The organism is Rathayibacter sp. AY1C4 (assembly GCF_002932195.1).
Taxonomy (GTDB): Bacteria; Actinomycetota; Actinomycetes; order Actinomycetales; family Microbacteriaceae; genus Rathayibacter.
Genome location: NZ_PSWE01000039.1, coordinates 1 through 26,596 on the forward strand (window position 1 = coordinate 1; position 26,596 = coordinate 26,596).

A 26,596-nucleotide genomic window follows, 5' to 3' on the forward strand; every position below is an offset into this window, starting at 1 on the left:
GCATCCCCTCGGTGTCGACCTCGTCCCCCGTGAGGAGCAGGTCGACCGCGACGGGGCGGCGGGGTCGGGCGCGGCGGCGGGCTCGCCGGGAGGTGCGACGGTCGCCCAGGAATCGGGCATCGGCGGCTCGACCGGCGGCATGTCCTCCTCCGGCGGCTCCTCGTCGAACGGGGGCTCGTCGCCGGCGGGAGCGGCTTCAGCGGCGGCGAGGGGGGCGGCGCGCACCGGCTCGGCGGCCGCGGCGGGGGCCTCCACCGGAGCGGAGGGAGCAGCCGCCTCGGCCGCAGGGGTCGGATCGGCGGGGATCGCCACCGTGGCCCAGCCGTCGGAGCCGGTCGCGGCCGGGATCGGCGCAGCCGGAGCGGGCGCGGCGGTCGCCTCGACGGCGGCGCGTTCGGCCTCCGGGGCGGCTGCGCGAGGCTCGACGCGGGCGATGTACTTCACCCGCAGGCCGAGGACCTGCTGGATCGCCTGACGCAGGTACTCGCTGACTCCGGGCTGCCCCGCGGTTCCCGGCATCTTGAACGACTCGACGTCGTTCTGGCTCGGGAACGAGAGGGTCAGCACGTCGTCCTTGAGGGCGCGCACCTGGGCGGTGTAGGCCACCAGCCAGGCGGTCATCTTCGCCTTCTGCACGACCTCGAGGATCTCGGGCCAGGTGTCCTTCATCCGCTGGAGGGTGACCGCGCCGTCGGCGGGTGCGTCGCCCGCGGCCGCAGCGGGTGCGGAGGCGGCGGCCGCGGAGGCGGCGGCCGCCTCAGTGGACGCAGCGGCCTGATCCGACGGCTCCTGCTCGACCGGCTCCGGACGAGCCGCCGCGGCGGTCGTCGCGCGGGGGCGTCCTGACTCGGCCGGCGCGGACTCGTCCGCCTCCGGGGCGGCCGCCGTCTCGTCGGGCGCCGTCACCGGCGGCGCAGCGACCGGTGCGGACGCCGTCACCGGCGCCTCGGTGCGCGGAGCGGCCGCGATGGACTCGGGCACCGAGCCGGGAGCGGCGGCGTGCGAGGCGTGGTGGGTCTCGGGCGCACGGGACGGCTCGGACGCGCGCGACGCCTCGGACGACCGCGGGGCGGGCGCCGCGGACTCGCGCGGCGCGGCCACGTGCCGCGGGCGCTCCTCCTGGGCCGCAGCGGGCGCGATGCCGGCGCCGGTGCCGTGCACCAGGGTGCGGGCGATCATCAGCTCGAGGTGCAGGCGCGGCGAGGTCGCACCGGTCATCTCGGTGAGGGCCTCGTTGACCACGTCGGCGATGCGCGAGAGCTCGGCCAGGCCGAGCGCGCGCGACTGGCCGGCCATGCGGTCGAGCTCGTCCTGCGAGACGCCGCGGAGCACGGCCGAGGCCGCTCCCCCGGTCGCCGCGACGACGATCAGGTCGCGGAGCTTCTCGAGCAGGTCCTCGACGAAGCGGCGCGGGTCCTGCCCCGTCTGGATGACGCGGTCGACCGCTCCGAACGCCTCGGCGGAGTCGTGCTCGGCGAGCGCGTCGACCACCTCGTCGAGCAGGGCGCCGTGGGTGTAGCCGAGGAGGGCGACGGCCCGCTCGTACTCGACGGTCTCGGCCTCGGAGCCGGCCATCAGCTGGTCGAGCAGGGAGAGCGTGTCGCGGACGGACCCGCCGCCCGCGCGGACCACGAGCGGCAGCACGCCGGCCGCCACGTGCACGCCCTCGCGCTCGCAGAGCTCCTGCGTGTAGTCGAGCATCTGCGCCGGCGGGACGAGCCGGAACGGGTAGTGGTGCGTGCGCGAGCGGATCGTGCCGATGACCTTGTCCGGCTCTGTGGTCGCGAAGATGAACTTCACGTGCTCCGGCGGCTCCTCCACGATCTTGAGCAGCGCGTTGAAGCCCTGCGGCGTGACCATGTGCGCCTCGTCGAGGATGAAGATCTTGAAGCGGTCGCGCGCCGGGGCGAAGATGGCGCGCTCGCGCAGATCGCGCGCGTCGTCGACTCCGTTGTGGCTCGCCGCGTCGATCTCGACCACGTCGAGCGAGCCCTGGCCCTCGCGGCTGAGCTCGACGCAGCTGTCGCAGACGCCGCAGGGGGTGTCGGTCGGGCCCGTCGCGCAGTTGAGGCAGCGGGCGAGGATGCGCGCCGAGGTGGTCTTGCCGCAGCCGCGGGGGCCGCTGAAGAGGTAGGCGTGGTTGACGCGGTTGGTGCGGAGCGCCGTCATGAGCGGATCCGTCACCTGGGACTGGCCGATCATCTCGGCGAACGTCTCGGGCCGGTACCGGCGATACAGGGCTGCTACCACCCGTCAACAGTAGCCGCGACCTCCGACACCGGAGCCGGGACGGCGGAGACCGGAGCGCGCGTAGCCTCGGTCCCGTGCTCCCACCGCCTCCGCTCCCCCGCTTCGACGCGGTCGTGCTCGCCGGCGGACGCGCCTCCCGCCTCGGCGGCGCGGTCAAGCCGCTCCTCCGGCACCGCGAGTCGACGCTCCTCGGCACCGCCCTAGCAGCCGTGCGCGGAGCCGAGCGGAGGGTCGTGGCCGGACCGTCGTCGCTCGCACCGGCCGTCGACGGCGCCGAGCTCGTCCAGGAGGATCCGCCGTTCGGCGGCCCGGTCGCGGGCCTGGCCGCCGCGCTGCCCCTGCTCGACCGCCCGGGCGCTCCGGGCTGGGTCGTCGTGCTCGCCGCCGATCTCGTCGCCCCCGCTCCCGCCGTGCACACCCTGCTCGAGGTCGCGTCGAACGCCGTCGAGGCCTCCCTCCTGGCCGTCGACGCGAGCGGCCGAGCCCAGCAGCTCCTCGGCGTGCACCGGCGAGCGACCCTCGTCGAAGCGCTCACCGCGCTCGGCGATCCCGACGGCTCCTCGGTGCGCGCCCTCCTCCGGGACCTTCCCCCGCGGCTCGTGACGGTGCCCGGAGGGACGACCGACGACGTCGACGCGCCCGCCGACGCGCACCGGCACGGGATCGACCTGCCGGGCCCGTGCGGCGCAGACTGAGCGGATGGACGACACGACCGGCCCCCGCCCCTCCGCCTCCGACGGCGCCCGCCCCACGGAGGAGGTGCTCGCCGGCTGGTGGGCCGAGCTGTGCTCCGCGCTCGGCCTCAACGAGGTCCCGGTGGACCCGGACGCCCTGCTCGCCCTCGCCGGTCGCGCGGCGCACGGAGTGGTCCGGCCGGCGGCTCCGCTGACCACGTTCCTCGCGGGCTACGCGGCGGGCCTGGCCGGGGGCGGCCGGGACGCGCTCGACGCGGCGCTCACGGCCTCGCACCGGGCGGTGGACGAGCGTACGCATGCCTCCTGAGACGCTACTCCACCGGCCTCGATCCGGCACCAGGCCGACGCCGTACGGTTCCCCCGAGTCCCGGTGCCGCGGCTCGGACCGAGAGCGGCGCAGGACTCCCGCGGCCGACTGCGCCGCGGTCGTCCATCTGAAGGAGCCCCGCATGTCAGGCAACAGAGCCGTCGCCTACAAGTCCCCCGGAGTCGTCGAGGTCATCGACATCGACTACCCCACCTTCGAGCTGAAGGACGGACCCGGCGTCAATCCGGCGAACATCGGGCGGAAGCTGCCGCACGGCGCCATCCTCCGCACCGTCTCCACCAACATCTGCGGCTCGGACCAGCACATGGTCCGCGGCCGCACCACCGCTCCGTCGGACCTCGTGCTCGGCCACGAGATCACCGGCGAGGTCGTGGAGGTCGGCCCCGACGTCGAGTTCGTCAAGGTCGGCGACATCGTGTCCGTGCCGTTCAACATCGCCTGCGGCCGCTGCCGCAACTGCAAGGAGCGCAAGACCGGCATCTGCCTCAACGTGAATCCGGACCGCCCGGGCAGCGCGTACGGCTACGTCGACATGGGCGGCTGGGTCGGCGGGCAGGCCGAGTACGTGATGGTCCCCTACGCCGACTGGAACCTCCTGGTGTTCCCGGACCGCGATCAGGCGCTCGAGAAGATCCTCGACCTGACGATGCTCTCGGACATCTTCCCGACGGGCTTCCACGGCGCGGTGACCGCCGGGGTCGGCGTCGGCTCCACGGTCTACGTCGCAGGAGCGGGACCGGTCGGACTCGCCGCGGCGGTCGGAGCGCAGCTGCTCGGAGCGGCCGTCGTGATCGTCGCGGACCTCAACGAGGAGCGTCTGGCGCAGGCGCGCTCCTTCGGCTGCGAGACGGTCGACGTCTCGAAGGGCGATCCGGCCGGCCAGATCGAGCAGATCCTCGGCGTGCCCGAGGTCGACTGCGGAGTGGACGCCGTCGGCTTCGAGGCGCACGGCAACGGCGCCGACTCGGGGAAGGAGGCGCCGGCGACGGTGCTGAACTCGCTGATGTCGATCACCGCGGCGGGCGGCGCCCTCGGCATCCCGGGCCTCTACGTCACAGGCGACCCGGGCGGAGTCGACGAGGCGGCCCAGGAGGGCTCGCTGTCGATCCGCCTCGGGCTCGGCTGGGCGAAGTCGCTGTCCTTCACCACGGGCCAGTGCCCGGTCATGAAGTACAACCGGCAGCTGATGATGGCGATCCTGCACGACCGGGTCCACATCGCCGACGCGGTCCAGGCCACCGCGATCAGCCTGGACGACGCTCCCCGCGGCTACGCCGACTTCGACAAGGGCGCCGCGAAGAAGTTCGTGCTGAATCCGAACGGCTACCTGGGATGACCGACGGGGCGGGTCCTGCCCAGGGCCCGCCCCGAGCCCCGGGAGAATGGACGGGATGAGCGCACACGGGCACGAGGCGACCGACTGGGACGAGGCCAGGCGGATCGTCGGCGAAGCGGTGGCGCGCTCCGGCGTCTCGACAGTCCCCCTCCTCGACGCCCGCGGAGCCGTCCTCGACCGCGCCGTCACCGCCGCCCGGCCGCTCCCCCACTACGACTCCTCGGCCATGGACGGCTGGGCCGTGCGCGGACCCGGGCCCTGGCCGCTCGAGGACGGCACCGCCGCGCCGATCGTCACCGGAGCCGCCGTGCCCGACTGGAGCGACGCGGTGCTGCCGTCCGAGCAGGGCGCGGTCCGCGACGACCTGCTCACGGCGCGGGCGCCCCTCCCGCCCGGCCGCCACGTCCGGTGCGCGGGCGACGAGGCCGCCCGCGGAGCCGTGCTGGTCGATGCCCGGACCCGCCTCACTCCCGCGCACCTCGCCCTGCTCGCAGTCGCCGGGATCGACGCGCTCGACGTCCGCCCGCCCGCCGCGGTCGACCTGCTCCTCACGGGGGACGAGGTCGACACCGAGGGGATGCCGCCCGCCGGACGGGTGCGCGACGCGTTCACGCCGCTGCTGCCCGCGCTGGTCGAGCTCTCGGGCGGAGCCGTGGGAGAGATCGTGCGCCGCGGCGACGACGAGGAGGCGATCGCACGGACGCTGCTGGCGGGCACGGCGCCGATCCTCCTCACGACGGGCGGGACCGGGCGCTCCCGGGTGGACGCGGTCCGTCGCGCCCTCGATGCGGTGGGCGCGCGCGTCCTCGTCGACGGCGTCGGCATGCGCCCCGGCCACCCGACCATGGCTGCGCTGCTGCCGGGCGGGACGCTGGTGATCGCGCTGCCGGGCAATCCGCTCGCCGCCCTGCTCGCGGCGCTCTCCTTCCTGCCGCCGGCCCTCGACGCGGCGTCGGGCGCCGCTGCCCGACCTCTCGGCCGGGGCGTCCTCGCCGAGCCGCTCGGGCGCGCGGGGACCACGGTGCTCGTGCCCGTCTCCTCCGGCGAGGACGGCTGGCGGGCCTCCGCCGGCATCCGCTCGCACATGCTCACCGGTCTCGCCGCCTCGGAGGCCGTGGCCGTCGTGCCCGCACCGGGAGCGGCAGCGGGCGACTCGGTGCGCCTGCTGCCGCTGCCCTGGTGAGGCCTACGCCGCCGGTTCGAGGCGGATCACGACCGACTTCGAGGTCGGCGTGTTGCTGATCTTCGCGGTCGAGTCCAGCGGTACGAGGACGTTCGTCTCGGGGTAGTAGGCGGCCGCGCAGCCGCGGGGCGTGTCGTACGCCACGACGCGGAACGCCTCCGCCCGCCGCTCGACGCCGTCGGGCCACTCCGAGACCAGGTCGACCATCGCGCCGTCCGCGAAGCCCAGCTCGGCGACGTCGTCGGCGTGGACGAACACCACCCGGCGGCCGTCGTGGATCCCGCGGTAGCGGTCGTCCTTGCCGTAGATCGTGGTGTTGAACTGGTCGTGCGAGCGCAGCGTCTGCAGCAGCAGCCTGCCCTCCGGAACCCGCGGGTACTCGAGCGGATTCGCGGTGAAGCGGGCCAGGCCGGAGGGGGTGTCGAAGCGGCGCGAGTCGCGCGGCGGGTGCGGGAGGACGAAGCCGCCGGGCACGTCGATCCGGGCCTCGAAGCCGTCGAAACCGGGGACGACGTTGGCGATGTGCGAGCGGATGCGGCGGTAGTCGTCGCGCAGTCCCGCCCAGTCGACCCGGGGGACGTTCTCGCGGCCCTCGAGCAGCCGCTCCGCGATCCCCGTGAGGATCGCCACCTCCGAGCGCAGGCCCGGGCTCGGCGGGCGCAGGCGGCCCCGGGAGGCGTGCACGGCGCTCATCGAGTCCTCGACCGTGACCCGCTGCTCGCCCGAGCGCTGCACGTCGGAGTCGGTGCGGCCGAGGGTGGGCAGGATCAGCGCGCGCCGGCCGGTGACCACGTGCGAGCGGTTGAGCTTGGTCGAGACGTGGACGGTGAGGGCGAGCGAGCGCATCGCCGCCTCCGTCACTCCGCTGTCGGGCGTCGCCCGGGCGAAGTTGCCGCCGAGCCCCATGAACACGCGGGCCTTCCCGTCGCGCATCGCCCGGATCGCGGCGACCGTGTCCGTCCCGTGCACGCGCGGGGAGGAGAAGGAGAACTCGCGGTCGAGCGCGTCGTGGAAGGAGTCCGGCATCCGCTCGAAGATGCCCATCGTGCGGTCGCCCTGCACGTTCGAGTGGCCGCGCACCGGGCAGACGCCCGCGCCGGGCTTGCCGATGTTGCCGGTGAGCAGGAGCACGTTGACGACGTCCTTGAGCGTCGCGACCGAGTGCGCGTGCTGCGTGAGGCCCATCGCCCAGCAGACGACGGTGCCCTCGGACGCCGCGATCAGCTCGGCGACGGTGCGGATGCGCGTCTCGTCGATCCCGCTCGCCCGCTCGATCTCGTCCCACTGGACCTCCCGCAGCCCGTGGAGGTACTCGGCGAGGCCGCCGGTGCTCTCGCGGATGAAGGCGTGGTCGAAGACGTCGCCGCGCGCCTCCTCCGCCTCGAGCAGCGCCTTGCCCAGACCCTGGAACAGGGCCTGGTCGCCGCCCAGCCGGACCTGGAGGAAGTGGTCGGCGAGGGCCGTGCCGTCGCCCAGGGTGCCGCGGACGGTCTGCGGGTTCTGGAAGCGGAGCAGCCCCGCCTCCGGCAGCGGATTCACGGCCACGATGGTGCCGCCGGCGCGCTTGGCGCGCTCCAGCGCGGTCAGCATCCGCGGGTGGTTCGTTCCGGGGTTCTGGCCGGCGACGATGATCAGCGGTGCCCGCTCCACGTCGCGCAGGCTCACCGAGCCCTTGCCGATCCCGATCGTCTCAGTGAGGGCGGATCCGCTGGACTCGTGGCACATGTTCGAGCAGTCGGGCAGGTTGTTCGTGCCGAAGCCGCGGACCATCAGCTGGTAGACGAAGGCCGACTCGTTCGAGGTCCGGCCGGACGTGTAGAAGATCGCCTCGTCGGGGCTCGCGCAGGCCCGCAGCTCCTCAGCCACGAGGTCGAGCGCCTCATCCCAGCCCACCGGCCGGTAGTGCGTGGCGCCCTCCTCGAGCAGCATCGGCTCCGTCAGCCGGCCCTGCTGGCCGAGCGCGAAGTCGTCCCACTCCTCCAGCTCCGCGACGGGGTGCGCGGCGAAGAAGGCCGATGTGACGGTGCGGAGCGTGGCCTCCTCGGCGACCGCCTTCGCTCCGTTCTCGCAGAACTCGGCGACGTGGCGCTTGTCGCCCTCCGGCCAGGCGCAGCCCGGGCAGTCGAATCCGGTCTTCTGGTTCACCCGCAGGAGCGTCTCGGCGCTGCGCACCGGGCCCATCTGCTTGAGCGAGATCTCGAGGGCGTGGGCGACGCCGGGGATCCCGACGGCGCGTCTCTTCGGCGACCGGACGGAGAGGCGGCTCTCGTCGATCGGACTCTCGCGGGGCTCGGCGTCATCGACCATTCCTGCATCGTACGTCCGCACCCCGGCATCGCTCCCGGTTCCCGGTGGGAGGATGACCTCCACCGCCTGAGGAGACCCATGAGCCGCAGTGTCGCCCGCACCCGCCTGACCGCCGTCCGCGCCGACGATCCGCCCCGCCGTCGCGAGGACGTCCTGGCCGTCGAGGAGCCGCTCGAGATCCGCGTCGGCGGACGGCGCTTCAGCGTGACCATGCGCACGCCCGGCGACGACTTCGACCTGGTCGCGGGATTCCTGGTGTCCGAGGGGGTGCTCACAGAGTCGGAGCAGCTGGCGGCGATGCGCTACTGCGCGAGCGGCTCCGGGCCGGGCGAGAACACGTACAACGTGGTCGACGCGAGCGTTCGCGGCGGGCGGGAGGCCGTGCTGCTCGAGCGCGAGCGGTCGGTGTACACGACGAGCTCGTGCGGAGTGTGCGGGCTCGCGTCACTCGAGGCGGTCGCCACCGACTCGGCGTGGAGCGTCGCGGAGGACGACCTGCGGGTCGAGCGGGAGCTGCTGGTCTCGCTCCCCGATCGGCTCCGCGAGGCGCAGGCGGTGTTCGAGCGGACGGGCGGCGTCCACGCGGCCGGGCTGTTCGACGCGGACGGCTCGCTGCTGGTGCTCCGGGAGGACGTCGGGCGGCACAACGCCGTGGACAAGGTGGTCGGCTGGGGGCTCCGGGAGGGGCGGCTGCCATTGCGGGGGACGCTGCTGCAGGTGTCGGGGCGCGCCTCGTTCGAGCTGGTGCAGAAGGCCGTGATGGCCGGCATCCCCCTGCTCGCCGCGGTCGGTGCCCCGTCGTCGCTGGCGGTGGACCTGGCTCGCGACTCCGGCCTCACCCTGATCGGCTTCAGCCGCGGCTCCGGCTTCAACCTCTACGCGGGCGACGCGCGCCTGCTGCCCTGAGCCGGGGCTCCTCAGCCGGCTCCTGCCGATGGAGCAGCCCGCACAGCGGGCGCATCGAGATCCCCCTCGTACTCGGTGGCTCTCGCCACGCCGCGTCCCGCGGCTACTCGACCAGCGAGGGTCGCCGCGTGTTCGGCAGAGGGCCGCGACCCGGAATCGCGTGCGAGCGATTCAGGGCAGCCCGACAAGACCCGCTCTGCGCAACGCAGGCCCACGAGAAGCCGACCGCGGTCGTGCAGCGGGCCACCGCTGCACGACGAGCGAGCACCGCCGCGTGCGAGCGATTCAGGGCAGCCCGACAGGACCCGCTCCACGGGAGCCACCACCCCCGGAAGCCGACCGCGAGTCGTGTCACGGCTCCGCCGCTACACGACCGACAAGCTCTGCCGGGCGATCTCCAGCTCCTCGTTCGTGGGGATGACGAGGACGGCGACGCGGGAGTCGTCGGTGGAGATGCGGCGGGCGCCGCGGTCGGAGGACGTGTTGCGCTCGGGGTCGAGCTCGATGCCCAGGCCCTCGAGGCCGCGGAGGGCGCCGGCGCGGACGGCGGCGACGTTCTCGCCGACTCCCGCCGTGAACACCACGGCGTCGACGCGGCCCAGCTGGGCGTAGAAGGCCCCGATGTAGTGGCGGAGGCGGTGGTAGTATACCTCGAGCCCGGCGCGGGCCTGCTCGTCGCCGGCCTCGGCCGCCTCCTGGACGTCGCGCATGTCGCCGCGACCCGTGAGGCCGAGGAGGCCGCTTCGGCGGTTGAGGAGGGTGTCGAGCTCGTCGATCGAGAGGCCCGCCTTGCGGGCCAGGTGGAAGACGACGGCCGGGTCGAGGTCGCCGGAGCGGGTGCCCATCACCAGGCCCTCGAGCGGGGTCATGCCCATCGAGGTCTCGACGGAGACGCCGCCGTCGACGGCGCAGGCGGACGCTCCGTTGCCCAGGTGCAGGACGATCGTCTTCAGGTCGGAGCGGCGGCGGCCGAGGTAGGCGGCGGCGGCCTCCGAGACGAACTTGTGCGAGGTGCCGTGGAAGCCGTAGCGGCGGACGCGGTGCTTCTCGGCGAGCTCGGCGGGCAGCGCGTAGGTCGACGCCTCGGCCGGGATCGTGTGGTGGAAGGCGGTGTCGAAGACGGCGACGTGCGGGACGTCCGGGAAGGCCTTCTGCGCCGCCTCGATGCCCTCGAGGTTGGCCGGGTTGTGCAGCGGGGCGAGGTCGGCGAGGTCCTCGATGTTGATCTTGACCAGGTCGGTGACGACGGTGGGCTCGAAGAAGCGCTTGCCGCCGTGCACGACGCGGTGGCCCACGGCGACGGGAGGGAACTCGTCGAGGCTCGGGCCGTGCTCGCCGAACGCGCGGATCATCGCGTCGAAGCCGGCGGTGTGGTCGGGGATCGGCCCCTCGATCTCGAACGACTCCCCGTCGCGGGTGTGCTTCGTGCGGCCGGTGTCCTCGCCGATCCGCTCGACGAGGCCGCTGGCGAGCGTCTCCTCGGTGGTCATCTCGATGAGCTGGTACTTGAACGACGACGATCCGCTGTTGACGACGAGGACGACGGACATGAGGGGACTCCTGGGGTGATCGGGGTCGGGAGGGGCGGCGGCGGGGTCGCCGCTAGCGCACCACGGGGATGGCCGCGGTGGGCGGGACGATGGCCTGGGTGGCGGCCTGGATGGCCGTGATCGCGACGGTGTTGACGATGTCCTGCACGAGCGCGCCGCGCGAGAGGTCGTTGACCGGCTTGCGCAGACCCTGGAGGACCGGTCCGATGGCGACGGCGCCGGCCGAGCGCTGCACGGCCTTGTAGGTGTTGTTGCCCGTGTTGAGGTCGGGGAAGATGAACACCGTCGCGCGCCCGGCGACCTGGGAGCCGGGCATCTTCGAGGCCGCGACCGCCGCGTCGGCCGCCGCGTCGTACTGGATCGGGCCCTCGACGAGCAGGTCGGGCCGGCGCTCGCGCACCAGAGCCGTCGCCGCGCGGACCTTCTCGACGTCGGCGCCGGCTCCGCTCTCGCCGGTGGAGTAGGAAAGCATCGCGATGCGGGGGTCGATCCCGAACTGCTGGGCGGTCTCGGCGGACGAGATCGCGATGTCGGCGAGCTGCGCCTCGGTGGGGTCGGGGTTCACCGCGCAGTCGCCGTAGACCAGCACGCGGTCGGCGAGCGCCATCAGGAACACGCTCGAGACGACGGAGACGCCCGGGCTCGTCTTGATGATCTCGAAGCCGGGGCGGATGGTGTGCGCGGTCGTGTGCGCGGCTCCCGAGACCATCCCGTCGGCCAGGCCGAGCTGCACCATCATCGTGCCGAAGTAGGAGACGTCCGTGACGGTGTCGTAGGCGTGGTCGTAGGTGATGCCCTTGTGCGCGCGGATGCGGGCGTACTCCTCGGCGAAGCGCGCGCGGTGCTCGGGGTCGAGGGTGCTCAGCACGCGCGCGCCGTCGAGGTCGAGGCCGAGGCCCGCCGCACGGGCGCGGATCTCGGCCTCCTCGCCGAGGATCGTGAGCCGGGCGATGCCGCGCTTGAGCACGGTCGCGGCGGCGCGGAGGATCCGGTCGTCGCCGCCCTCGGGCAGGACGATGTGGCGGTCGGCGATGCGCGCGCGCTCGATCAGCCCGTACTCGAACATCAGCGGCGTGACGACCTCGGACCGGCCGACGTCGAGGAGGGTGAGCAGCTCGACCGCGTCGACCGCCTCCTGGAAGAGGGCGAGGGAGGTGTCGCGCTTGCGCGGGGAGTCGGCCGCCAGGCGGCCGCGGGCCGCAGTGACGCGGACGGCGGTGTCGTAGGTGCCGAGCTCGGTCATCACGATCGGCACGCGGCTGTCGACGCCCTCGATCAGCCGGACGATCGGCTCCGGCAGCTCGAAGCCGCCGTTGAGGATGATGCCGGTGACGGTGGGGAACGTGCCGGAGGCGTACGCCATGATCACGGCGAGGACGACCTCGGGCCGGTCGCCGGGGACGATCACGACGCCGCCCTCGGTGAGCCGCGGCAGGACGTTCACCATGGACATGCCGGCGATCACCACGCCGAGCGCCTCGCGGCCGAGCAGCTCCGGATCGCCCGCGACGACGACGCCGTCGACCGCCTCGACCAGGCGGGACAGGCTCGGAGCGACGAGGAACGGATCCTCGCGGATCGCCCAGACCGGGACGGTGGCGGGGATGCTCTCGCGGATCGCGGCGACGGCGTCGGCGGCGGTGTCGGGATCGGCGCGGTTCGCGATCACTCCGATGAGGCTCGCGTGGGCCGTGCGCAGCTCGACCGAGGCGAGCTCCGTGATCTGGCGCATCTCCTCCGGCGTGCGCGCGGGAGCCTGGCCCAGCTGCTCGCTGCGGGACGAGTCCCGGCCGGTGAGGACGAGCAGGACCGGGGCACCGAGGTTGGCGGCGATGCGGGCGTTGTAGCCGAGCTCGGTGGGGCTGCCGACGTCCGTGTAGTCGGAGCCGAGGATGACGACGGCGTCGCACCGGGCCTCGACGCCCTTGTAGCGCTCGACGATCCGCGAGAGCGCCGCCTCGCCGTCGGCGTGGACGTCCTCGTAGGTGACGCCGATGCAGTCCTCGTAGGCGAGGCCCGAGTCGGAGTGGCCGAGCAGCATCTCGAGCACGTAGTCCGGCTCGGAGGTGGAGCGGGCGATCGGGCGGAAGACGCCGACCCGCTGCACCTGGCTGCTGAGCGCATCGAGGACGCCGAGGGCGACCGTGGACTTGCCCGAATGACCTTCGGCGGACGAGATGTAGATGCTCTGAACCATCGGATCCAGCCTACCGAGGGGGTCCCTCCGCCTGGCTGAGTAGAGGCCAGGGATGCGAGGGCGTGCATGGCGCCCGGCTGTGGAGGAGCGTCCGCAGTCGGTAGGGCCTCGTAGCGGCTGTGCGGCGGTCCATCGGCGGAGCAGGCGGGCCGGTTAACGGAAGAAGACCCCCCGCGCACCCGCCAGAGCCCGGTTACCCTTGCTGCGTTTCCGCCCTGGGGGAGTTGGCCTGGATGGCGCCACGCGGGGAGCCGGGTGACAGTCTAACCGACGACGGCGGCCGAGGAGAGCGGGGCGTGTCGGGGTCGTGGTCAGCGGAAGGCTCCGACACCGGCTAGTATCGATGAGTCGCGGCTCAGGTCGTGCCAGGAGGATTCGCCTAGTGGCCTATGGCGCACGCTTGGAAAGCGTGTTGGGTGAAAGCCCTCGGGGGTTCGAATCCCCCATCCTCCGCGAACGGTGTCCGTTGCTCTCGCCAGCACGGGCACCGTTTTGTTTAACCGGTGCGGGCGATCGTCGAGGCCCGGTCGACCGGTGCAGGCGTCCATCGGAGCGGCGCTCACGCAACGCCGGGTTCGCGCCGCCGGCGCACACGCAGCCGTAGCCGACGACCTCGCGCCGATCGCGGGAGATCAGCCGTAGAGGTGGTTCGTCCGCGCGCAGGAGTCGGAGCAGAAAGCGCCACGACGGGCGACGAGCGGGGCCGAGCAGGCGGCGCAGACGGGGCGGAAGAAGAGTTCGGCTATGGATCGCGACATGGTCCGACCGTAGGTGCCGGTCCCGAATCGTGCCCGTCGCCATCCGTATTACGACGACGCGGACGACAGGGCGGCGATACGGACCCTCCGGCGACGCCGGCCGTCAGTCGGCGATGCGCTCGAGCCATTCGTCGAGCAGGAGCCGCTCCCCCGCGCTGAGGGGCTCGATCTGCGGCAGCGCCGTCCGCAGGGCGACGGCGTGCGCGACGACCGCACGGGCGGCGGGATCGGTGGGGCCCGCCTCCGCCGTGGTGATCGCCGCGAGGACGGACTCGCGCGAGCGGGACGAGAGCTCGTCGTCGGGGTCGGCGAGGGCGGTCAGCGTGAGGGTGCAGCCGAGCGCGGCCGACTGGAGCAGGCGGGAGGCCCGCTCGACGTCGACGGTGAGGCGGCCGGCTTCGGCGACGGCCCGGACCGCGTCGAGGAGGACGCCGCGGGACAGGCGCGCCGCCTCCGACTCCTCCCCCGGCCGCGCGGTGAACATCAGCGCGTAGAGGTGCGGTTCGGCGAGTCCGAAGGCGACGTGGTGATCCCAGGCGGCACGGAGCGCGTCGACCGGGTCGGCCGGCGCCTCGCTCCGCTCGAAGTCGGCGAGGGCCGTGGCGAATCCGGCTGCCGCGGCCGAGTCGAGCAGCCCGCGCAGGTCGCCGAACGTCCGGTAGATCGTAGGGGCCTGCACCCCCGCCGCCGCGCTGATCGCCCGCGTCGACACCGCGTCCCGCCCGCCGTCCGCCAGCAGCTCGACCGTCGCTCGGAGGATCCGCTCCCGCGTCGTCCCGCTCTCACTCATGCTACCGACGCTAACACGCTCCCGTTAGCGCCTCGTCTCCCCGAGCGGCCCGGGTCGCGTCAACGCCGTCGGGCGGTCCCGAAGATCCCGCGGACCACCTCGCGCAGCAGCGTCCTGCCGGCGCTCGAGCCCAGCACCTCCTCGACGACCGTCTTGTCGCGGCGGGCGCTGCGGGTCCCGCGGGAGGTCGGTGCCGTGCGCCGTCGGGAGCGCTCGGCGGCCTGGTCGGCGGCGCGCTCGGCGGCGGCCCGCTCCTTCGCGCGGCGGGCGGCGTCCGCGGTCTCCTCCTTGGCGCGACGCGCATCCTCCTTGGCGCGGCGGGCGTCGTCGGCGGCCTGCTGCTCGGCGGCGGCGCGGGCCTCCTCGGCGTCGGCGGCGGCGTCGAGCCGGCGGGTGAGGATCTCGCGGGCGGAGTCGCGGTCGAGGGGCGTGCCGTAGCGCGCGAGGAGCGGGGACCTCTGGACGCTCGCCTCGCGGTCGGCCTCGGGGGTGGGCTTCATCGAGCCGAGCGGGGCGCGGAGACGCGTCCAGGCGACCGGGGTCGGGGCGCCGCGCTCGTTCATGACCGTCACGATCGCCTCGCCGATGGGGAGCGCCTGGAGGACCTCACCGAGGTCGTAGTCGCTCTCGGGGTAGGTCGAGACGGTGGCGCGGAGGGCCTTGGCGTCGTCCGGCGTGTGCGCGCGGAGCTGGTGCTGCACGCGGGAGCCGAGCTGGGCGAGGACGTCGCCGGGCACGTCCTTCGGGGTCTGCGTGACGAAGACGATGCCGACGCCCTTGGAGCGGATGAGGCGCACGGTCTGGGTGATCGCGGCGAGGAAGTCCTTCGACGCGTCGCGGAAGAGCAGGTGCGCCTCGTCGAAGAAGAACACCAGCTTCGGCTTGTCGAGGTCGCCGACCTCCGGCAGGTCGTTGAAGAGGTCGGCGAGCAGCCACATCAGGAAGGTGGAGAACAGAGCCGGTCGGTCGGCGACTCCGGGGACCTCGAGGAGGCTGACGACGCCGCGCCCGTCGGCGGCGAGGCGGAGGAACTCGGCCGTGTCGATCTCGGGCTCGCCGAAGAACACGTCGGCGCCCTGGTCGGCGAACGCGATCAGCTCGCGGAGGATCACGCCGGCGGTCGCCTTGGACAGCCCGCCGAGCTCGGCGAGCTCCGCCTTGCCCTCGTCGCCGACGAGGTAGGTGAGCACGGCGCGGAGGTCGGACAGGTCGACGAGCGGGAGACCGGCGCTCTCGGCGTAATGGAAGACGAGACCGAGGCTCGACTCCTGCGTGTGGTTGAGGCCGAGCACCTTCGCGAGCAGCAGCGCGCCGAATCCCGTCACGGTGGCGCGGACGGGGACGCCGGTGCCGATGCCGCCGAGCGCGAAGTACTCGGCGGGGGCCGCCTCCGCCCGCCAGTCCTGGCCGATGCCGCGGGTGCGGGCGAGCAGCGCGTCGGTCGCGGTGCCCGGAGTGGCGAGGCCGGAGAGGTCGCCCTTGATGTCCGCAGCGAAGACGGGGACGCCGTGGGCCGAGAGCTGCTCGGCGAGGACCTGCAGCGTCTTCGTCTTGCCGGTGCCGGTCGCGCCGACGACGAGGCCGTGCCGGTTGAGCATGCCGAGCGGGATGCGGACGGGCACGTCGATCCGCGCGTCGCCGTTGACGAGGGCACCGAGCTCGAGGGCCGGGCCGGTGAACGCGTACCCGGCGCGCACGGCGTCGACGGCGCTCTCGGGGAGCGGCGTCCGGAGCAACGGGAGCAGCGGACTGCTCCGCTCCGCTCCCCGACGCCGCCACCAGCCGCACGTCGTCCGCGACGGCCTCCGCCTCCTCCGGGCCGGCCGCCGCGTTCAGCGCCGCGGCCGCCGCCTCCGCTCGCGCCAGGGCCTCGGCGGCCTCCGCCTGCAATCGGCGGGCGGCCTCCAGGGCTGCGCGCGCCTCGTCCCTCGCCGAGGCGAGCCCGTCGTCGTCACTCATGGGCTCAGCCTAGGTCGGCGGCGCCGATCAGTCCTCGCGGACGTGCCAGGACTGTCCGTACCCGCCGTCGGCCTCGGGGCGGGCCATCAGCTCGAGGAACGGGTCGGCGCTGAACGCCTCCGGCCCGAGCACTCCGGCGCCGGTCCACACGCCGGTCGCGAGGAGCTCGAGCGCGACCACCGGGTTGAGCGCCGTCTGCCAGACCACGCACTGGGTGCCGTACTCGGCCATCGTCCACTCGTTGTCGCTCACGTGGTAGAGGTACACCTCGCGGTGGGCGCCGTCCTTCGTGCCGGAGACGAAGAGGCCGGCGCAGGTCCTGCCGGTCATCCGCGGGCCGATGCCGGCGGGGTCGGGCAGGGCGGCGGCGACGACGTCGCGCGGCGAGACCTCGACGGGACCGCCGGCCGAGCGGACCCGCAGGGGCTCGGTGCTGTCCAGGCCGAGGAGGTGGAGGGTGCGCAGGACGCCGATGAACTGCTCGCCGAGGCCGTACTTGAAGGTGACCTTCTTCGCGTCGAGCCAGCGCGGCATCAGCAGCACCTCCTCGTGCTCGACATTCACGCACTCGACCGGGCCGATGCCCTCGGGGAACTCGAACACCTCCGGCTCCGAGAAGGGAGCGGTGGTGTACCAGCCGCGGTCGCGCTCGAACACCACCGGCGGGTTCAGGCACTCCTCGATCGTGGTCCAGATGGAGAAGGACGGAGCGAAGATCTCGCGGCCGTCCGCGTCGTGCACGACGAGGTTCGCGCCGTCGCGCACTCCGAGCTCGTCGATCTCGTCGAAGAGGTGGTCGGAGGCGTAGCGGGCGAAGACGTCGGAGAGTCCCGGCTCCACGCCCATGCCCACCAGGGCGAGGCGGCCGCGGGAGGACCACTCCTCCGCCGCGGCGAACTGCTCGTCGCCGAGCTTGAGCCCCGTCAGCTCGTGGGGCTGCTCGGGGTGCGGGAGCGAGAGGCTCATCGCCATGTCGAGGTAGTCGGCCTCGGCGGCGAGCGCTCCGGCGAAGATCGTCGGGACGAAGCGCGGCTCGACAGCGTTCATCACGTGGGTCGCCCCGTGCGCGCGGGCGACGGTCTCGACGTTCTCGGCGTCGGAGGCGTCGATCCGCGCGGCGACGAAGCGGTCGTCGGCACCGTGCCGCTCCGCGATCCACGCGACCGTGCGCTCGGCCCGGGCGAGGTCGTAGTCGCAGACGATGATCTGCTCGAAGAAGGAGCGGCGCGCGGCGATCTTCGCGAAGGCGTCGCCGACGCCGCCGGCGCCGACCAGGAGGATTCTCATGGGGACACCGTAGCGACGGATCGCGTCGTCCACCATGCCGAGCACCGACGGAATCGGAGCGGAGCGCGCCTTCCGGCCACCGGATCCGTCACAGGGCGGCCCGCTCCCCCCGCTCGAGCAGGCGGAGGAAGCCGGAGAGGTGCCCGAGGCCGGTCAGCGAGGTCGGGAGCGAGGCGGCGAGCGCCGGCGAGTGCACCAGGTACGCCGCCCACTTCGCGCGCGAGACCGCGACGTTCAGGCGGTTGGGCAGGAGGAGGAACTCCATCCCGCGCGGGACGTCGGCCCCGGAGGACGCGGCGAGCGACACGATGGCGACCACCGCCTCCCTGCCCTGGAAGAGGTCGACCGTGCCGACCGGCGTCTCCTCGAGGCCCGCGGCGTCGAGGGCGGCGCGGAGGAGCCCGCCCTGGGCGTTGTAGGGCGCGACGACGATGACGTCGGCCGCGGTCAGCGTCCGCTCGCCGTGCTCGTCGAACCAGGTGCGGCCGACGAGGGAGAGGGCGATCTCGACGACGCGCCTCGCCTCGTCCGGCGAGGAGGTGGTGTCGCCTGCGTGCTCGACCGGGACGGAGTGCACGCCCGGCTCGACCCCCTTCAGGTGGCGCACCTGCGGCGCCCGCGACCGCAGCGCGCCCTCGTAGGAGAGCTCGGAGACGGCGTCGGAGAGCGCCGGGTGCATCCGGTGGGTCTGCGCGAGGAAGTAGCCGTACTCGGGCGGGAGGACGTCGTGCCCGTCGGCGAGCCAGCCGAGCGCCGACTCGTCGACCGGCTCCGGGTGCGCGCCCTGGCTCACCTGGGGCAGCTGCTGCGGGTCGCCGAGCAGGAGCAGGCGCTGAGCGGAGACGGCCGACGCGATCGTCGGGGCGAGCGAGAACTGCCCGGCCTCGTCGACCACCAGGAGGTCGAGCGAGCGGCGCGGCACGGTGACCGGGTTCGCGAAGGTCCAGGCGGTGCCGCCGATGACGCAGCCGCCGCCCTCCTCGAGGATCGCGGTGAGTGCCGCCGCGTTCTTCACCGGCGCCCAGGGCGCCGCCTCGAGCGCCTCGGGCGGCGTGCCGTTCTTGGGCACCTTCGCCACCCTGGAGGGATCGACGCCGCGGCCGACGACGGCGCTCAGCACGTTCTCGACCACCGAGTGCGACTGGCCGACCACGCCGATGCGCCAGCCGTGCTCGTTCACCAGCCGGGCGATCACGTGGGAGCCGACGTAGGTCTTGCCGGTGCCGGGCGGACCCTGCACGGCGAGGGTCGCCCGGTCGAGTCCGAGCAGAGTGGTGACGACCGCGCCGATCACGTCGTCGCCCTGCACAGGAGCGACGGCTCCCGGCGGCACGCGGCGGAGGACGTCGAGCGCCGGGTCGGCCAGCATCGCGGGCAGCGCGTCGAGGACCTCGCCGCCCCACTCCGCGATCGCCTCGGGCTGGGGCGCGGCGCGCGGCGGCGGCGCGGGGGCGAGGGCGACCGGAGCGTCGTCGTGCGGATCCTCCCCCGCCTTCAGGCCCTCCTTGAGGAGCAGGACGATCCGCTCCCCGTCGTCGTCGACCGCGAGGATCTCGGAGCGCTCGGAGGCGCCGCGCAGACCGGGACCGGGCGAGGGCGCACCAGGGGGCGCCGGGGCCTCGTAGACCAGGTACGGCGACGAGCCGGTGCCGAGCCGGCTGCCGGGAGCGAGCCGGCCGAGGATCCGCAGCTCGCGCGACTGCGTGCGGGCGCGCGGGAGCTTCGCCCAGTCGCGGACGACCTCGACCCGGTCGATCATCACGACGTCGCGGGTGTCCGCCCACTCGTCCAGCGGCTGCCGGAGGCGGTCGAAGTGCTCCTGCCAGAAGGTCTTGGCCTCGCGGCGGTGGTAGTCGATCGCCGCGCCGGCGAGGGCGAGCGCGGTCTGGTCGGCCGTGCGCTCGCGCGGCTCGATCCCCTCGACCTGCGCCAGCAGTGCGACCGCGACCGGGTGCGGCTCGCGGGGCACGGGGATCTCGACCTCGAGCAGCGGCGGCAGCTCCTCGCGCGGCGGAGCGAGCTCCAGGAGCCAGTCGCGCAGGCGGAGCGTGGAGCGGCAGTCGTAGGCGTTGTACTCGGCGACGAGGTCGAGCCCGCGCTGCCCCTCGGCAGGATCGGCCCTCTGTGCGGCGCGCGCCTCCACGTACATCTCGATGCTGTCGGCGGCGTTCGTGACGCCGGACGCGTCCCGCTCCTCCTCGCCCATGTAGAGCGGCTCCAGCTTCTTGAGCGAGTAGCTGCGCGAGCCCACGCGGAGCGCCCGCCGCACCACCGGGTACAGGTCGACCAGGACGCCGTCGCGCAGGAGCGCGTCGACCTCCTCCTCGCCGACCCCGTGGCGGAGCGCGAGCGAGAGCAGGTGGCTGCGCTCGTAGGAGGCGTAGTGGTAGACGTGCATCCGGGGGTGCTCGGCCCTGCGCGCCCGCAGGAGCGCGAGGAAGTCGAGGAGCGCCCGGCGCTCGGCCGCGAGGTCGTGCGCCCAGAGCGCGGTGAAGCGCTCCTGGTCGTCGACCATGCCGAAGAGGTAGTCGAGGCCCCACTCGCGGTTGTCCTCGGTGTAGAGCGGGTCGCCCTCGAAGTCGAAGAAGAGGTCCCCCGGATCGGGGGCGGGCAGCCCGGCGAGCACGGAGGCGTCGATCACCTCGACGGCCGGCACCGGCGAGGACTCCGACCGCACCTGCAGCCGCGCCTGGGCGCGCAGGCCCTCGAGCGTGCCCGCGCTCAGCCCGGGGACGGGGCCGTCGTGCTCGGCGAGCGCGTCGAGGGTGAGCACGCCGGCCGCCCCGAGCTTCGCCCGCTGGTCGAGCCGCATCCCGGCGACGAGGATCGGATCGCGGTGCGCCTGGACCTCGGGCGCGCAGACGGAGCAGCGTCCGCAGGAGGGGTAGCGCGGATCGCCCCACTCCAGCGGCTCGTCGGCGGCGAGGCGCTCGTCGAGCACGACGCGGAGCCGGGCGCGCTGCACCCGCTGGACCGGGGCGACGACGGCCAGCTCGTGGCTGGTGACGGAGCCGTCGCCGAGCACGAGGTGCACCTGCTCCCCCACGCGGATGCCGCGCGCCTGCATCTGCTCGGCGTAGGCGGCGAGCTGCAGCAGCGCCGGGATCTTCGCGTGCCGGGCGAGCTTGGTGTCGTAGACCTCGTAGGCGCCGTCGGCGGTGCGGAGGAGGAAGTCCGAGAAGCCCAGGAATTCGCCGTCGAAGAAGGTGGCCTGGTAGAGCACGTCGACCCCGGCGCGCATCGCCTCGACGGCCGCCTCGGCCGCCGCGGGGTAGCCGGCGGGCTCGGGGCGCTCGAACTCGAGCACCTCGTGCGTGCGCTTCAGCTCGGCGAGGAAGCGGTGCTCGTGCTCGTCGCCGAGCACCGCGGTGCGCTCGAGCATCCCGTCCCTCTCGGCCTCGAGGCGCGGGGCGCGGCCCAGCAGGGCGTCGAACCGGCGGAGGACGGCCCACTCGCAGGCCGCCCAATTGGACAGGTCGGTGGGGCTCGTGACCACGCGGCCGGACTCCAGGTACACGCGACTCCTTCCGCGACCACCGGGCGGCGATCGGCTCCAGGCTAGGGCGCCCCTCCGACACTCGTGCGGCTGCGGGCACCACCCGCGCCGCGCCGTCTCCGCGTGGCAGGCTGGGCCGATGACCCGCGCGCGCTTCGAGATCATCCCGGCCGACGACATCGGCGAGCGCGCCGCGCGGGAGTTCCCGGACCCCTCCGCGGTGACGCTGACCGTGACCAGCCTGCCGAAGCACGGGACCGGGCGGACCGTGGACTGCGCGGTCGCCCTGGCCGGGCGCGGGTTCCGCGTGGTACCCCACCTGGCGGCGCGGAACGTCGAGGGCCGCGCCGCACTCGAGCGGGTCCTCGGCCGGATGGGCGAGGCGGGGATCGACGAGGCGTTCGTGATCTCGGGCGACGCGTCCTCGGCGGCCGGCACCTACTCCACGAGCCTCGAGCTCATCCGCGACGCCCGCGAGATCTCACCCGGGCTGGCCCTGGACATCGCAGGCTACCCCGAGGGCCACCCGCACCTCTCCGACGAGAGCATCGAACGGCACCTGCGCGAGCGCGCTCCGTTCATCCGCTCGATCGTCACGCAGATGTGCTTCGACGTGGACGCGGTGGTCCGCTACGCCGATCGGCTCCGCGAGACGGGGATCACGGCCGATCTGTGGGCGGGCGTGCCGGGGCCGGTCGAGCGCTCGCGGCTGCTGACGCTGGGCGCGCGGATCGGAGTGGGCTCCTCGCTCGGCTTCCTGAAGCGGAGCACCTCGGTGGCCGGCGGGCTCCTCCGCGGACGCCGCTTCGACCCGTCCGCGTTCGTCGCGCGCCTGGAAGCGGCGGCGGGCGACCGCCTCGCGGGCCTGCACGTCTACACCTTCAACGAGCTCGACTCCCTCGCCGCCTTCGGCTGATCGGCGAGCCTCCGCGCTCCTCGGGCGCCGATACTGAGGGTCTCGAAGCCCTCGCGCGAAGAGAACTGCGCCGGTCAGGTGGTGCGGCGGATCCAGATCGGCGGGTGCGGGAGCTCGGCCTCGGTGCGCAGGCGGCCGGCGAGCGGAGCCCAGACCACGAGCGCCACGCCGATCCCGAGCAGCAGGCCGCCGACGGTGTCGCTCAGCCAGTGGGCGCCGAGGTAGGTGCGGCTCGCCATCATCGCCACGGTGTAGAGGAAGCCCGCGATCCAGACCCACAGCAGCGGGAACACCAGGGCCAGCACCATCGCCGTCGTCGCCGCGTTGGCGGTGTGGCCGGACGGGAAGGAGCCGTAGTCGCTGGTGACGAGCATGTCGGCCGGGCGGGCGCGTCCCACCAGCTCCTTGACGAGCTGGGTGGCGCCCACGCTGACCAGCGCGGCGATCGCGTAGTAGAGCGCGGCCCACCGCCTGCGGAACACCAGCAGCACGGCGACGATGCCGAGCGGGATGAGCGTCGTCCCGACGAGCCCCGCTCCGACCGTGTTCATGACGAGGGCCGGGATGTCCCAGACCGGCGAGCGGTGCTCGACGATCTCGTCCATCCACTCCACGTCGAAGCGGAAGGCCGAGGTGGGGCGGAAGGCGATCAGCACGGCGAGGAGCACCGTGAGCAGGATCGCGAGCGACGCGGAGATCAGCGGCCAGCGGCGGGAGACCCGGTGGGCCGCCTCCTTCGTCAGCAGCCGGGCGGCGACGTCGTCGGACGGCACCTGCTCGCGCATCCGCGCGCGCTGGACGGCGTCGGGGCGCGCGGTTCCGGGCTCGGTCGACAGGCGGTCGTCGCGATGATCCATTCGGACATGATGCCGTCACCCGGCGTTCCCCCGCTGGGGGTTGCGGGGCGGCGCGGCCGACCGATCGGAAGACCGGCGTCCGCGCGGCGGGGTTCATGACAGGGTTCGAGCGGCCTTGCGGATCCCCGGCCTTCCCCCGCGGGGGTTCGCGGCGCGCCTCAGCCGGCCGCGCGGGCCAGGCGGGCGGCGCGGAGGGCGTCGAGCCGGGTCGGCTCGGAGGAGCGCGAGAGGAGCCGCGCGGCGACGGCGCTCACGCGGGAGTCGTCCGAGGCGGAGGCCCGCTCGAGGGCGGCGGCCGCGTCGGGACCGGTGATCGAGCCGAGCGCCATCACGGCCGAGACCGCGAGCGCGGAGTCGTCGCTGCCGGCGGCCCCGTCCAGCGCGTCGACGGCAGGACGCGCGTCGTCGCCCAGGTAGCCGAGCGCGGCGGCGGCGTGACGCCGGACCGGCGCGGACCCCTCGCGGAGGGCCTGCTCCAGACCGGGGACGGCCGCGGCGCCGAAGGAGGCGAGGACGTCGGTGAGCACATTCTGCGCCTCCGCGTCGTCGTCGCCGAGCAGGCCGAGCAGGACCGGCAGCGCGCGCGCGTCGCCGAGGCGGCCCAGCGCGAAGCGGGCCTTCGCGGCGACGGCGGGCTCGGAGTCGGCGGCCAGCGGGGCGATGTCGTCGAGCGTCGCCGGGTCGAGGATCTTGCTGAGCACGTGCAGCGCCTGCGTGCGCACTCGGGGCTCGCGGCCGAGCGCCTCGCGGGCGACGGGGACGGCGGCGGAGCCGAGGCGGCCGAGCGACCAGGTGAGCACGTCGCGGACGAAGAAGTCCGGCTCCTCCCACAGGTGCGCGGCGAGGGGCTCGGCGGTGGCGGGCTCGGCGAGCTCGCCCAGGGTCATCGCCGCACGGAGGCGGACGTCGCGGTCGGGGTCGGAGAGCTCGGCGAGCAGGGCGGAGGAGTCGCGGGAGGACATGGGAGGGGACTGTAGCAGCGGCGCTCGGGAGCGGATCCAGCGAGGGCCGGAGCACCCGGGAGGAGCCGCAGGCGCGGGGCGTGCCGGACCGCCGGGACCCGGAGCCGAGCGCTCAGTCCTGCAGCGCCGGGACGCTCCTCGGCCGGACGATCAGCCAGAGCGCCAGGATCGACACAGTCGCCGTCGCCATCATCACCAGGGCCATCGGCACGGCCGAGCCGGCGCCGAAGACCCCTGAGATCGGCGACAGCAGTCCGGCGGTGCCGAAGTTGACCGCTCCGAGCAGCGACGCGGCCGTCCCCGCCTCCCGGCCGTGGTTGACCAGGCCGAGGACCTGCACGCACGGGAAGCTGAAGCCGCACGACGCGATGAAGAACCACAGCGGGACGAGCGTGCCCCAGAGCCCCAGCCCGAGCACGTCGAAGAGGGCGATCAGGCCGGCGGAGGTGAACAGCGTCAGCGTCGTGATCGCGAGGATCCACTGCGGCCCGATCCTCCGGCTGAGGTAGGAGGACGCCTGCACGCCGAGGACGACGCCGAGCGAGTTCACGGCGAAGAGCAGCCCGTACTGCTGCGCGTCGAATCCGTAGAGGCCCTGGAACAGGAACGAGGAGCTGGAGAGGTAGGTGAACAGGCCGGCGAACGTCATGCCCCCGATCACCGCCACTCCGAGGAACACACGGTCGCTGAGGACGGCCCGGTAGCGCTGCACGAGCGAGCGGTGCTCGCGCTCGTGTCGGGCGGCGCGGGGCCGGGTCTCGACGACGAGCAGGCCGACGGCCGCGACGACCAGCACGCCGTAGGCGGCGAGGAAGACGAAGATCCCGCGCCAGTCCATGATCAGCAGCAGCTGCGAGCCGATGACCGGCGCGAGCACGGGCGCGAGGCCCGACACCAGGGCGAGCCGGGACAGCATCCGCACCAGCGGGCGGCCGCCGAAGAGGTCGCGGACCATCGCCATCGCGACCACGCCGCCCGCCGCCGCGCCGGCCCCCATCAGGAAGCGGAAGACGCCGAGGGTGACGATCTCGGGGGCGAGCGCCGCGCCGACGCAGGCCAGCACGTGCAGCGAGGTGGCCAGGAGGATCGGCAGGCGCCGGCCGACCGCGTCGCTCCAGGGGCCCACGACCAGCTGGCCGAGCGCGAAGCCGAGGGTCGTGCCGGTGAGAGTCAGCTGGACCGCCGCCTCCGACACGTTCAGCTCGCTCTGCAGCGCGGGGAACGCCGGCAGGTAGAGGTCGATCGTGAACGGCCCGAGGGCGGTCAGCGAGCCGAGGACGATCACGTAGACGAGGCGCTGGCGGGCCGTCAGGGCGTCGCCCGGGTGGCGGTGCACGGGGAGGGAGCCGGTCGGAGTCGAGGCGGGAGTGGACACGGAGTGCCTTCCTGCGCAGGGCGCAGCGGGGTGGGAGGGAGGGAGGGGGGCGGCCGGTGTCGTCCTCGGCGCGGGAGCGGACCTCGTCGGCTCCACGCCGCTCGGTCGAATCAATTCGATCACGTGTCGGACAGGGGCGCCACCCCTCGGACCGCCGTCGGGTCAGACCGGGTGGAGCGGAGTGCCGAGCGGGTCGGCGAGCAGGCGCTCGAAGGCGAGCTCGGCGGCGCCCAGCATGAGCAGATCGGCGCCGAGCTCGGTCCGCACGATGCGCACGGAGTCGAGTGCGACCCGGAAGGGGCCGCCGCGGCCCAGGCGCTCCTCCAGGAACCCCGGCGCGACTCCGATCAGCGCCCCGAGGAAGCCGCCCAGCACCACGAGCTGCGGGTTGAACACGTTGATCACGTTGCGCAGGGCGACCGCGAGGTGCCCGAGCTGGCGCTCGACCTCGGCGCGGACGGCCGGGTCCTCGGAGGCGGCGAGCGCCTCCTCCAGCCGCTCGCTCTCGTCGAGGCCGAGCACGGTGAGCAGCTCGGCGCGGCCGACCTCGGTCTCGAGGCAGCCGACGGCGCCGCAGTGGCAGTCGATGCCCGCGCTGTTGACGAGGGTGTGGCCGATCTCCCCCGCGTAGCCGTCGATGCCGTGCAGAGGCGCGCCGCCGACGATGACACCGGCGCCCACTCCGCTCGCGCCGCCGTTGAGGTAGACGAGGTGCGAGACGTCGCGGCCGGCGCCGAGGACGCTCTCGGCGAGTGCACCGAGGTTGGCGTCGTTCGCCGAGAGGACGGGCAGGCCGGTCGCGTCCGCGAGCATGCGGGAGAAGGGCTCGTCGTCCCAGCCGAGGTGCGGGCCGACCCGGACGAGGCCGTCGGCGTCGCGGACGAGTCCGGGCACGGCGACGCCGATGCCGACGGTCCGCGTCTCCTCGGGCAGCTCGGCGAGCAGCTCGGCGACCGCCTCGGCCGCCAGACGGGCGGCGGCCTCGGCGGTGGGGACGGAGGCGGAGCGGCGGATGCGGCGGCGGACGACGGCGTCGACGCCGACCACGGCGACCGTGACGGCGTCGATCTCGGGGTTCACGGCGAGCGCGACGACTCCGGGATCGGCCTCGACGACGGGGCTCGGCCGGCCGACCTGGTTCGGCGTGGCGGGCTCGCGCTCGCGCACGATGCCGAGCTCCACCAGCTCGCCGACCAGCGCCGCGATCGTGGAGCGGTTGAGGCCGGTCAGGCGGGTCAGCTGCGAGCGGGAGCGGGGGCCGCCGCGGTGCACGAGGCGGAGGATCGCCGAGAGGTTGTGCCGCCGGACGCGGTCGAGGTTGTTGCCGCGCGTCGCGTGGTCGGGCATCCGCGGTCTCCTCTGCTTGCGGGGGTCAGCCTAGCCGGGGGCGGGGCCGGACGGGGCGACGCTCGAGCAGCGGGCGCAGCCCGCCCCTCGAGACCCC

The 26,596-nt window shown here is 74.0% G+C and carries 18 protein-coding genes, 1 tRNA gene, 1 other RNA gene and 1 pseudogene; 7 read left to right on the forward strand and 14 right to left on the reverse strand.

What is annotated here, in order from left to right:
- The coding region (locus C5C99_RS15155) for a DNA polymerase III subunit gamma and tau (protein WP_104340335.1) at positions 1–2,250 on the reverse strand (2,250 nt) is incomplete at its 3' end.
- A 74-nt stretch (positions 2,251–2,324) separates the two neighbouring features.
- On the opposite strand from C5C99_RS15155, the gene C5C99_RS15160 reads away from it, so the two are divergent.
- From C5C99_RS15160 to C5C99_RS15175, 4 genes are all read left to right on the forward strand, one after another.
- On the forward strand, positions 2,325–2,945 hold the full coding sequence (locus C5C99_RS15160; RefSeq protein WP_258063715.1) for a molybdenum cofactor guanylyltransferase: 621 nt from the start codon (positions 2,325–2,327) through the stop codon (positions 2,943–2,945).
- Between the two features lie 4 nt (positions 2,946–2,949).
- Positions 2,950–3,252, forward strand: a complete 303-nt coding sequence (locus C5C99_RS15165) for a DUF6457 domain-containing protein (RefSeq protein WP_219813640.1) — start codon at positions 2,950–2,952, stop codon at positions 3,250–3,252.
- Positions 3,253–3,394: 142 nt separating this feature from the next.
- Positions 3,395–4,609: a formaldehyde dehydrogenase, glutathione-independent gene (gene fdhA, locus C5C99_RS15170; protein ID WP_104225123.1), complete on the forward strand. Its 1,215-nt coding sequence runs from the start codon at positions 3,395–3,397 to the stop codon at positions 4,607–4,609.
- A 55-nt stretch (positions 4,610–4,664) separates the two neighbouring features.
- Positions 4,665–5,792 (forward strand): molybdopterin molybdotransferase MoeA, encoded by a 1,128-nt coding sequence (locus C5C99_RS15175; protein WP_181074624.1) that lies wholly within the window; start codon positions 4,665–4,667, stop codon positions 5,790–5,792.
- Between the two features lie 3 nt (positions 5,793–5,795).
- Here the strand turns inward: C5C99_RS15175 and C5C99_RS15180 are convergent, their stop codons facing one another.
- Positions 5,796–8,099, reverse strand: a complete 2,304-nt coding sequence (locus C5C99_RS15180; protein WP_104282199.1) for an FdhF/YdeP family oxidoreductase — start codon at positions 8,097–8,099, stop codon at positions 5,796–5,798.
- Positions 8,100–8,177: 78 nt separating this feature from the next.
- Here C5C99_RS15180 and fdhD point away from each other — a divergent pair, with 78 nt between their 5' ends.
- Positions 8,178–9,005 (forward strand): formate dehydrogenase accessory sulfurtransferase FdhD, encoded by an 828-nt coding sequence (fdhD, locus tag C5C99_RS15185; RefSeq protein ID WP_104225120.1) that lies wholly within the window; start codon positions 8,178–8,180, stop codon positions 9,003–9,005.
- A 365-nt stretch (positions 9,006–9,370) separates the two neighbouring features.
- Here the strand turns inward: fdhD and C5C99_RS15190 are convergent, their stop codons facing one another.
- From C5C99_RS15190 to ffs, 3 genes are all read right to left on the reverse strand, one after another.
- Positions 9,371–10,555, reverse strand: a complete 1,185-nt coding sequence (locus tag C5C99_RS15190) for an acetate/propionate family kinase (protein WP_104227458.1) — start codon at positions 10,553–10,555, stop codon at positions 9,371–9,373.
- A gap of 52 nt (positions 10,556–10,607) precedes the next feature.
- Positions 10,608–12,752 carry a phosphate acetyltransferase gene (gene pta / locus C5C99_RS15195; protein WP_104227473.1) on the reverse strand — a complete coding sequence of 715 codons (2,145 nt, stop codon included), beginning with the start codon at positions 12,750–12,752 and terminating at the stop codon, positions 10,608–10,610.
- A gap of 159 nt (positions 12,753–12,911) precedes the next feature.
- Positions 12,912–13,008, reverse strand: an RNA gene (gene ffs / locus C5C99_RS15200) — signal recognition particle sRNA small type.
- Positions 13,009–13,120: 112 nt separating this feature from the next.
- Between ffs and C5C99_RS15205 the strand changes: the two genes are divergently transcribed.
- Positions 13,121–13,205, forward strand: a tRNA-Ser gene (locus C5C99_RS15205).
- Positions 13,206–13,384: 179 nt separating this feature from the next.
- On the opposite strand, the gene C5C99_RS17580 is transcribed toward C5C99_RS15205, so the two are convergent.
- The 5 genes and pseudogenes from C5C99_RS17580 to C5C99_RS15225 all read right to left on the reverse strand — a co-directional run bounded on the left by C5C99_RS17580 (position 13,385) and on the right by C5C99_RS15225 (position 21,063).
- Entirely contained in the window at positions 13,385–13,510 is a 126-nt protein-coding gene (locus C5C99_RS17580) for a hypothetical protein (protein ID WP_258060618.1), read from the reverse strand.
- A gap of 103 nt (positions 13,511–13,613) precedes the next feature.
- Positions 13,614–14,300, reverse strand: a complete 687-nt coding sequence (locus C5C99_RS15210) for a TetR/AcrR family transcriptional regulator (RefSeq protein ID WP_104227474.1) — start codon at positions 14,298–14,300, stop codon at positions 13,614–13,616.
- A 59-nt stretch (positions 14,301–14,359) separates the two neighbouring features.
- Positions 14,360–16,259, reverse strand: a pseudogene (locus C5C99_RS15215) (helicase HerA-like domain-containing protein).
- Positions 16,260–16,286: 27 nt separating this feature from the next.
- Positions 16,287–17,546, reverse strand: coding sequence for a saccharopine dehydrogenase family protein (locus tag C5C99_RS15220; protein ID WP_104234533.1), 1,260 nt, complete (start codon positions 17,544–17,546; stop codon positions 16,287–16,289).
- Between the two features lie 88 nt (positions 17,547–17,634).
- Positions 17,635–21,063: a bifunctional RecB family nuclease/DEAD/DEAH box helicase gene (locus C5C99_RS15225; protein WP_104340334.1), complete on the reverse strand. Its 3,429-nt coding sequence runs from the start codon at positions 21,061–21,063 to the stop codon at positions 17,635–17,637.
- A gap of 118 nt (positions 21,064–21,181) precedes the next feature.
- Here C5C99_RS15225 and C5C99_RS15230 point away from each other — a divergent pair, with 118 nt between their 5' ends.
- The gene (locus C5C99_RS15230; protein WP_104292981.1) at positions 21,182–21,958 is read left to right on the forward strand and encodes a methylenetetrahydrofolate reductase; all 777 of its coding nucleotides are present in this window, start codon (positions 21,182–21,184) and stop codon (positions 21,956–21,958) included.
- Positions 21,959–22,032: 74 nt separating this feature from the next.
- Here the strand turns inward: C5C99_RS15230 and C5C99_RS15235 are convergent, their stop codons facing one another.
- The 4 genes from C5C99_RS15235 to C5C99_RS15250 form a co-directional block, all read right to left on the reverse strand.
- Positions 22,033–22,815 carry a phosphatase PAP2 family protein gene (locus tag C5C99_RS15235; protein ID WP_258062797.1) on the reverse strand — a complete coding sequence of 261 codons (783 nt, stop codon included), beginning with the start codon at positions 22,813–22,815 and terminating at the stop codon, positions 22,033–22,035.
- A gap of 158 nt (positions 22,816–22,973) precedes the next feature.
- Complete coding sequence (locus C5C99_RS15240; RefSeq protein WP_104319987.1) at positions 22,974–23,777, reverse strand: HEAT repeat domain-containing protein; 804 nt, start codon at positions 23,775–23,777, stop codon at positions 22,974–22,976.
- Between the two features lie 112 nt (positions 23,778–23,889).
- Complete coding sequence (locus C5C99_RS15245; RefSeq protein ID WP_104314786.1) at positions 23,890–25,152, reverse strand: multidrug effflux MFS transporter; 1,263 nt, start codon at positions 25,150–25,152, stop codon at positions 23,890–23,892.
- 162 nt (positions 25,153–25,314) lie between these two features.
- On the reverse strand, positions 25,315–26,499 hold the full coding sequence (locus tag C5C99_RS15250; protein ID WP_104227455.1) for an ROK family transcriptional regulator: 1,185 nt from the start codon (positions 26,497–26,499) through the stop codon (positions 25,315–25,317).
- Between the last annotated feature and the right edge of the window lie 97 nt (positions 26,500–26,596).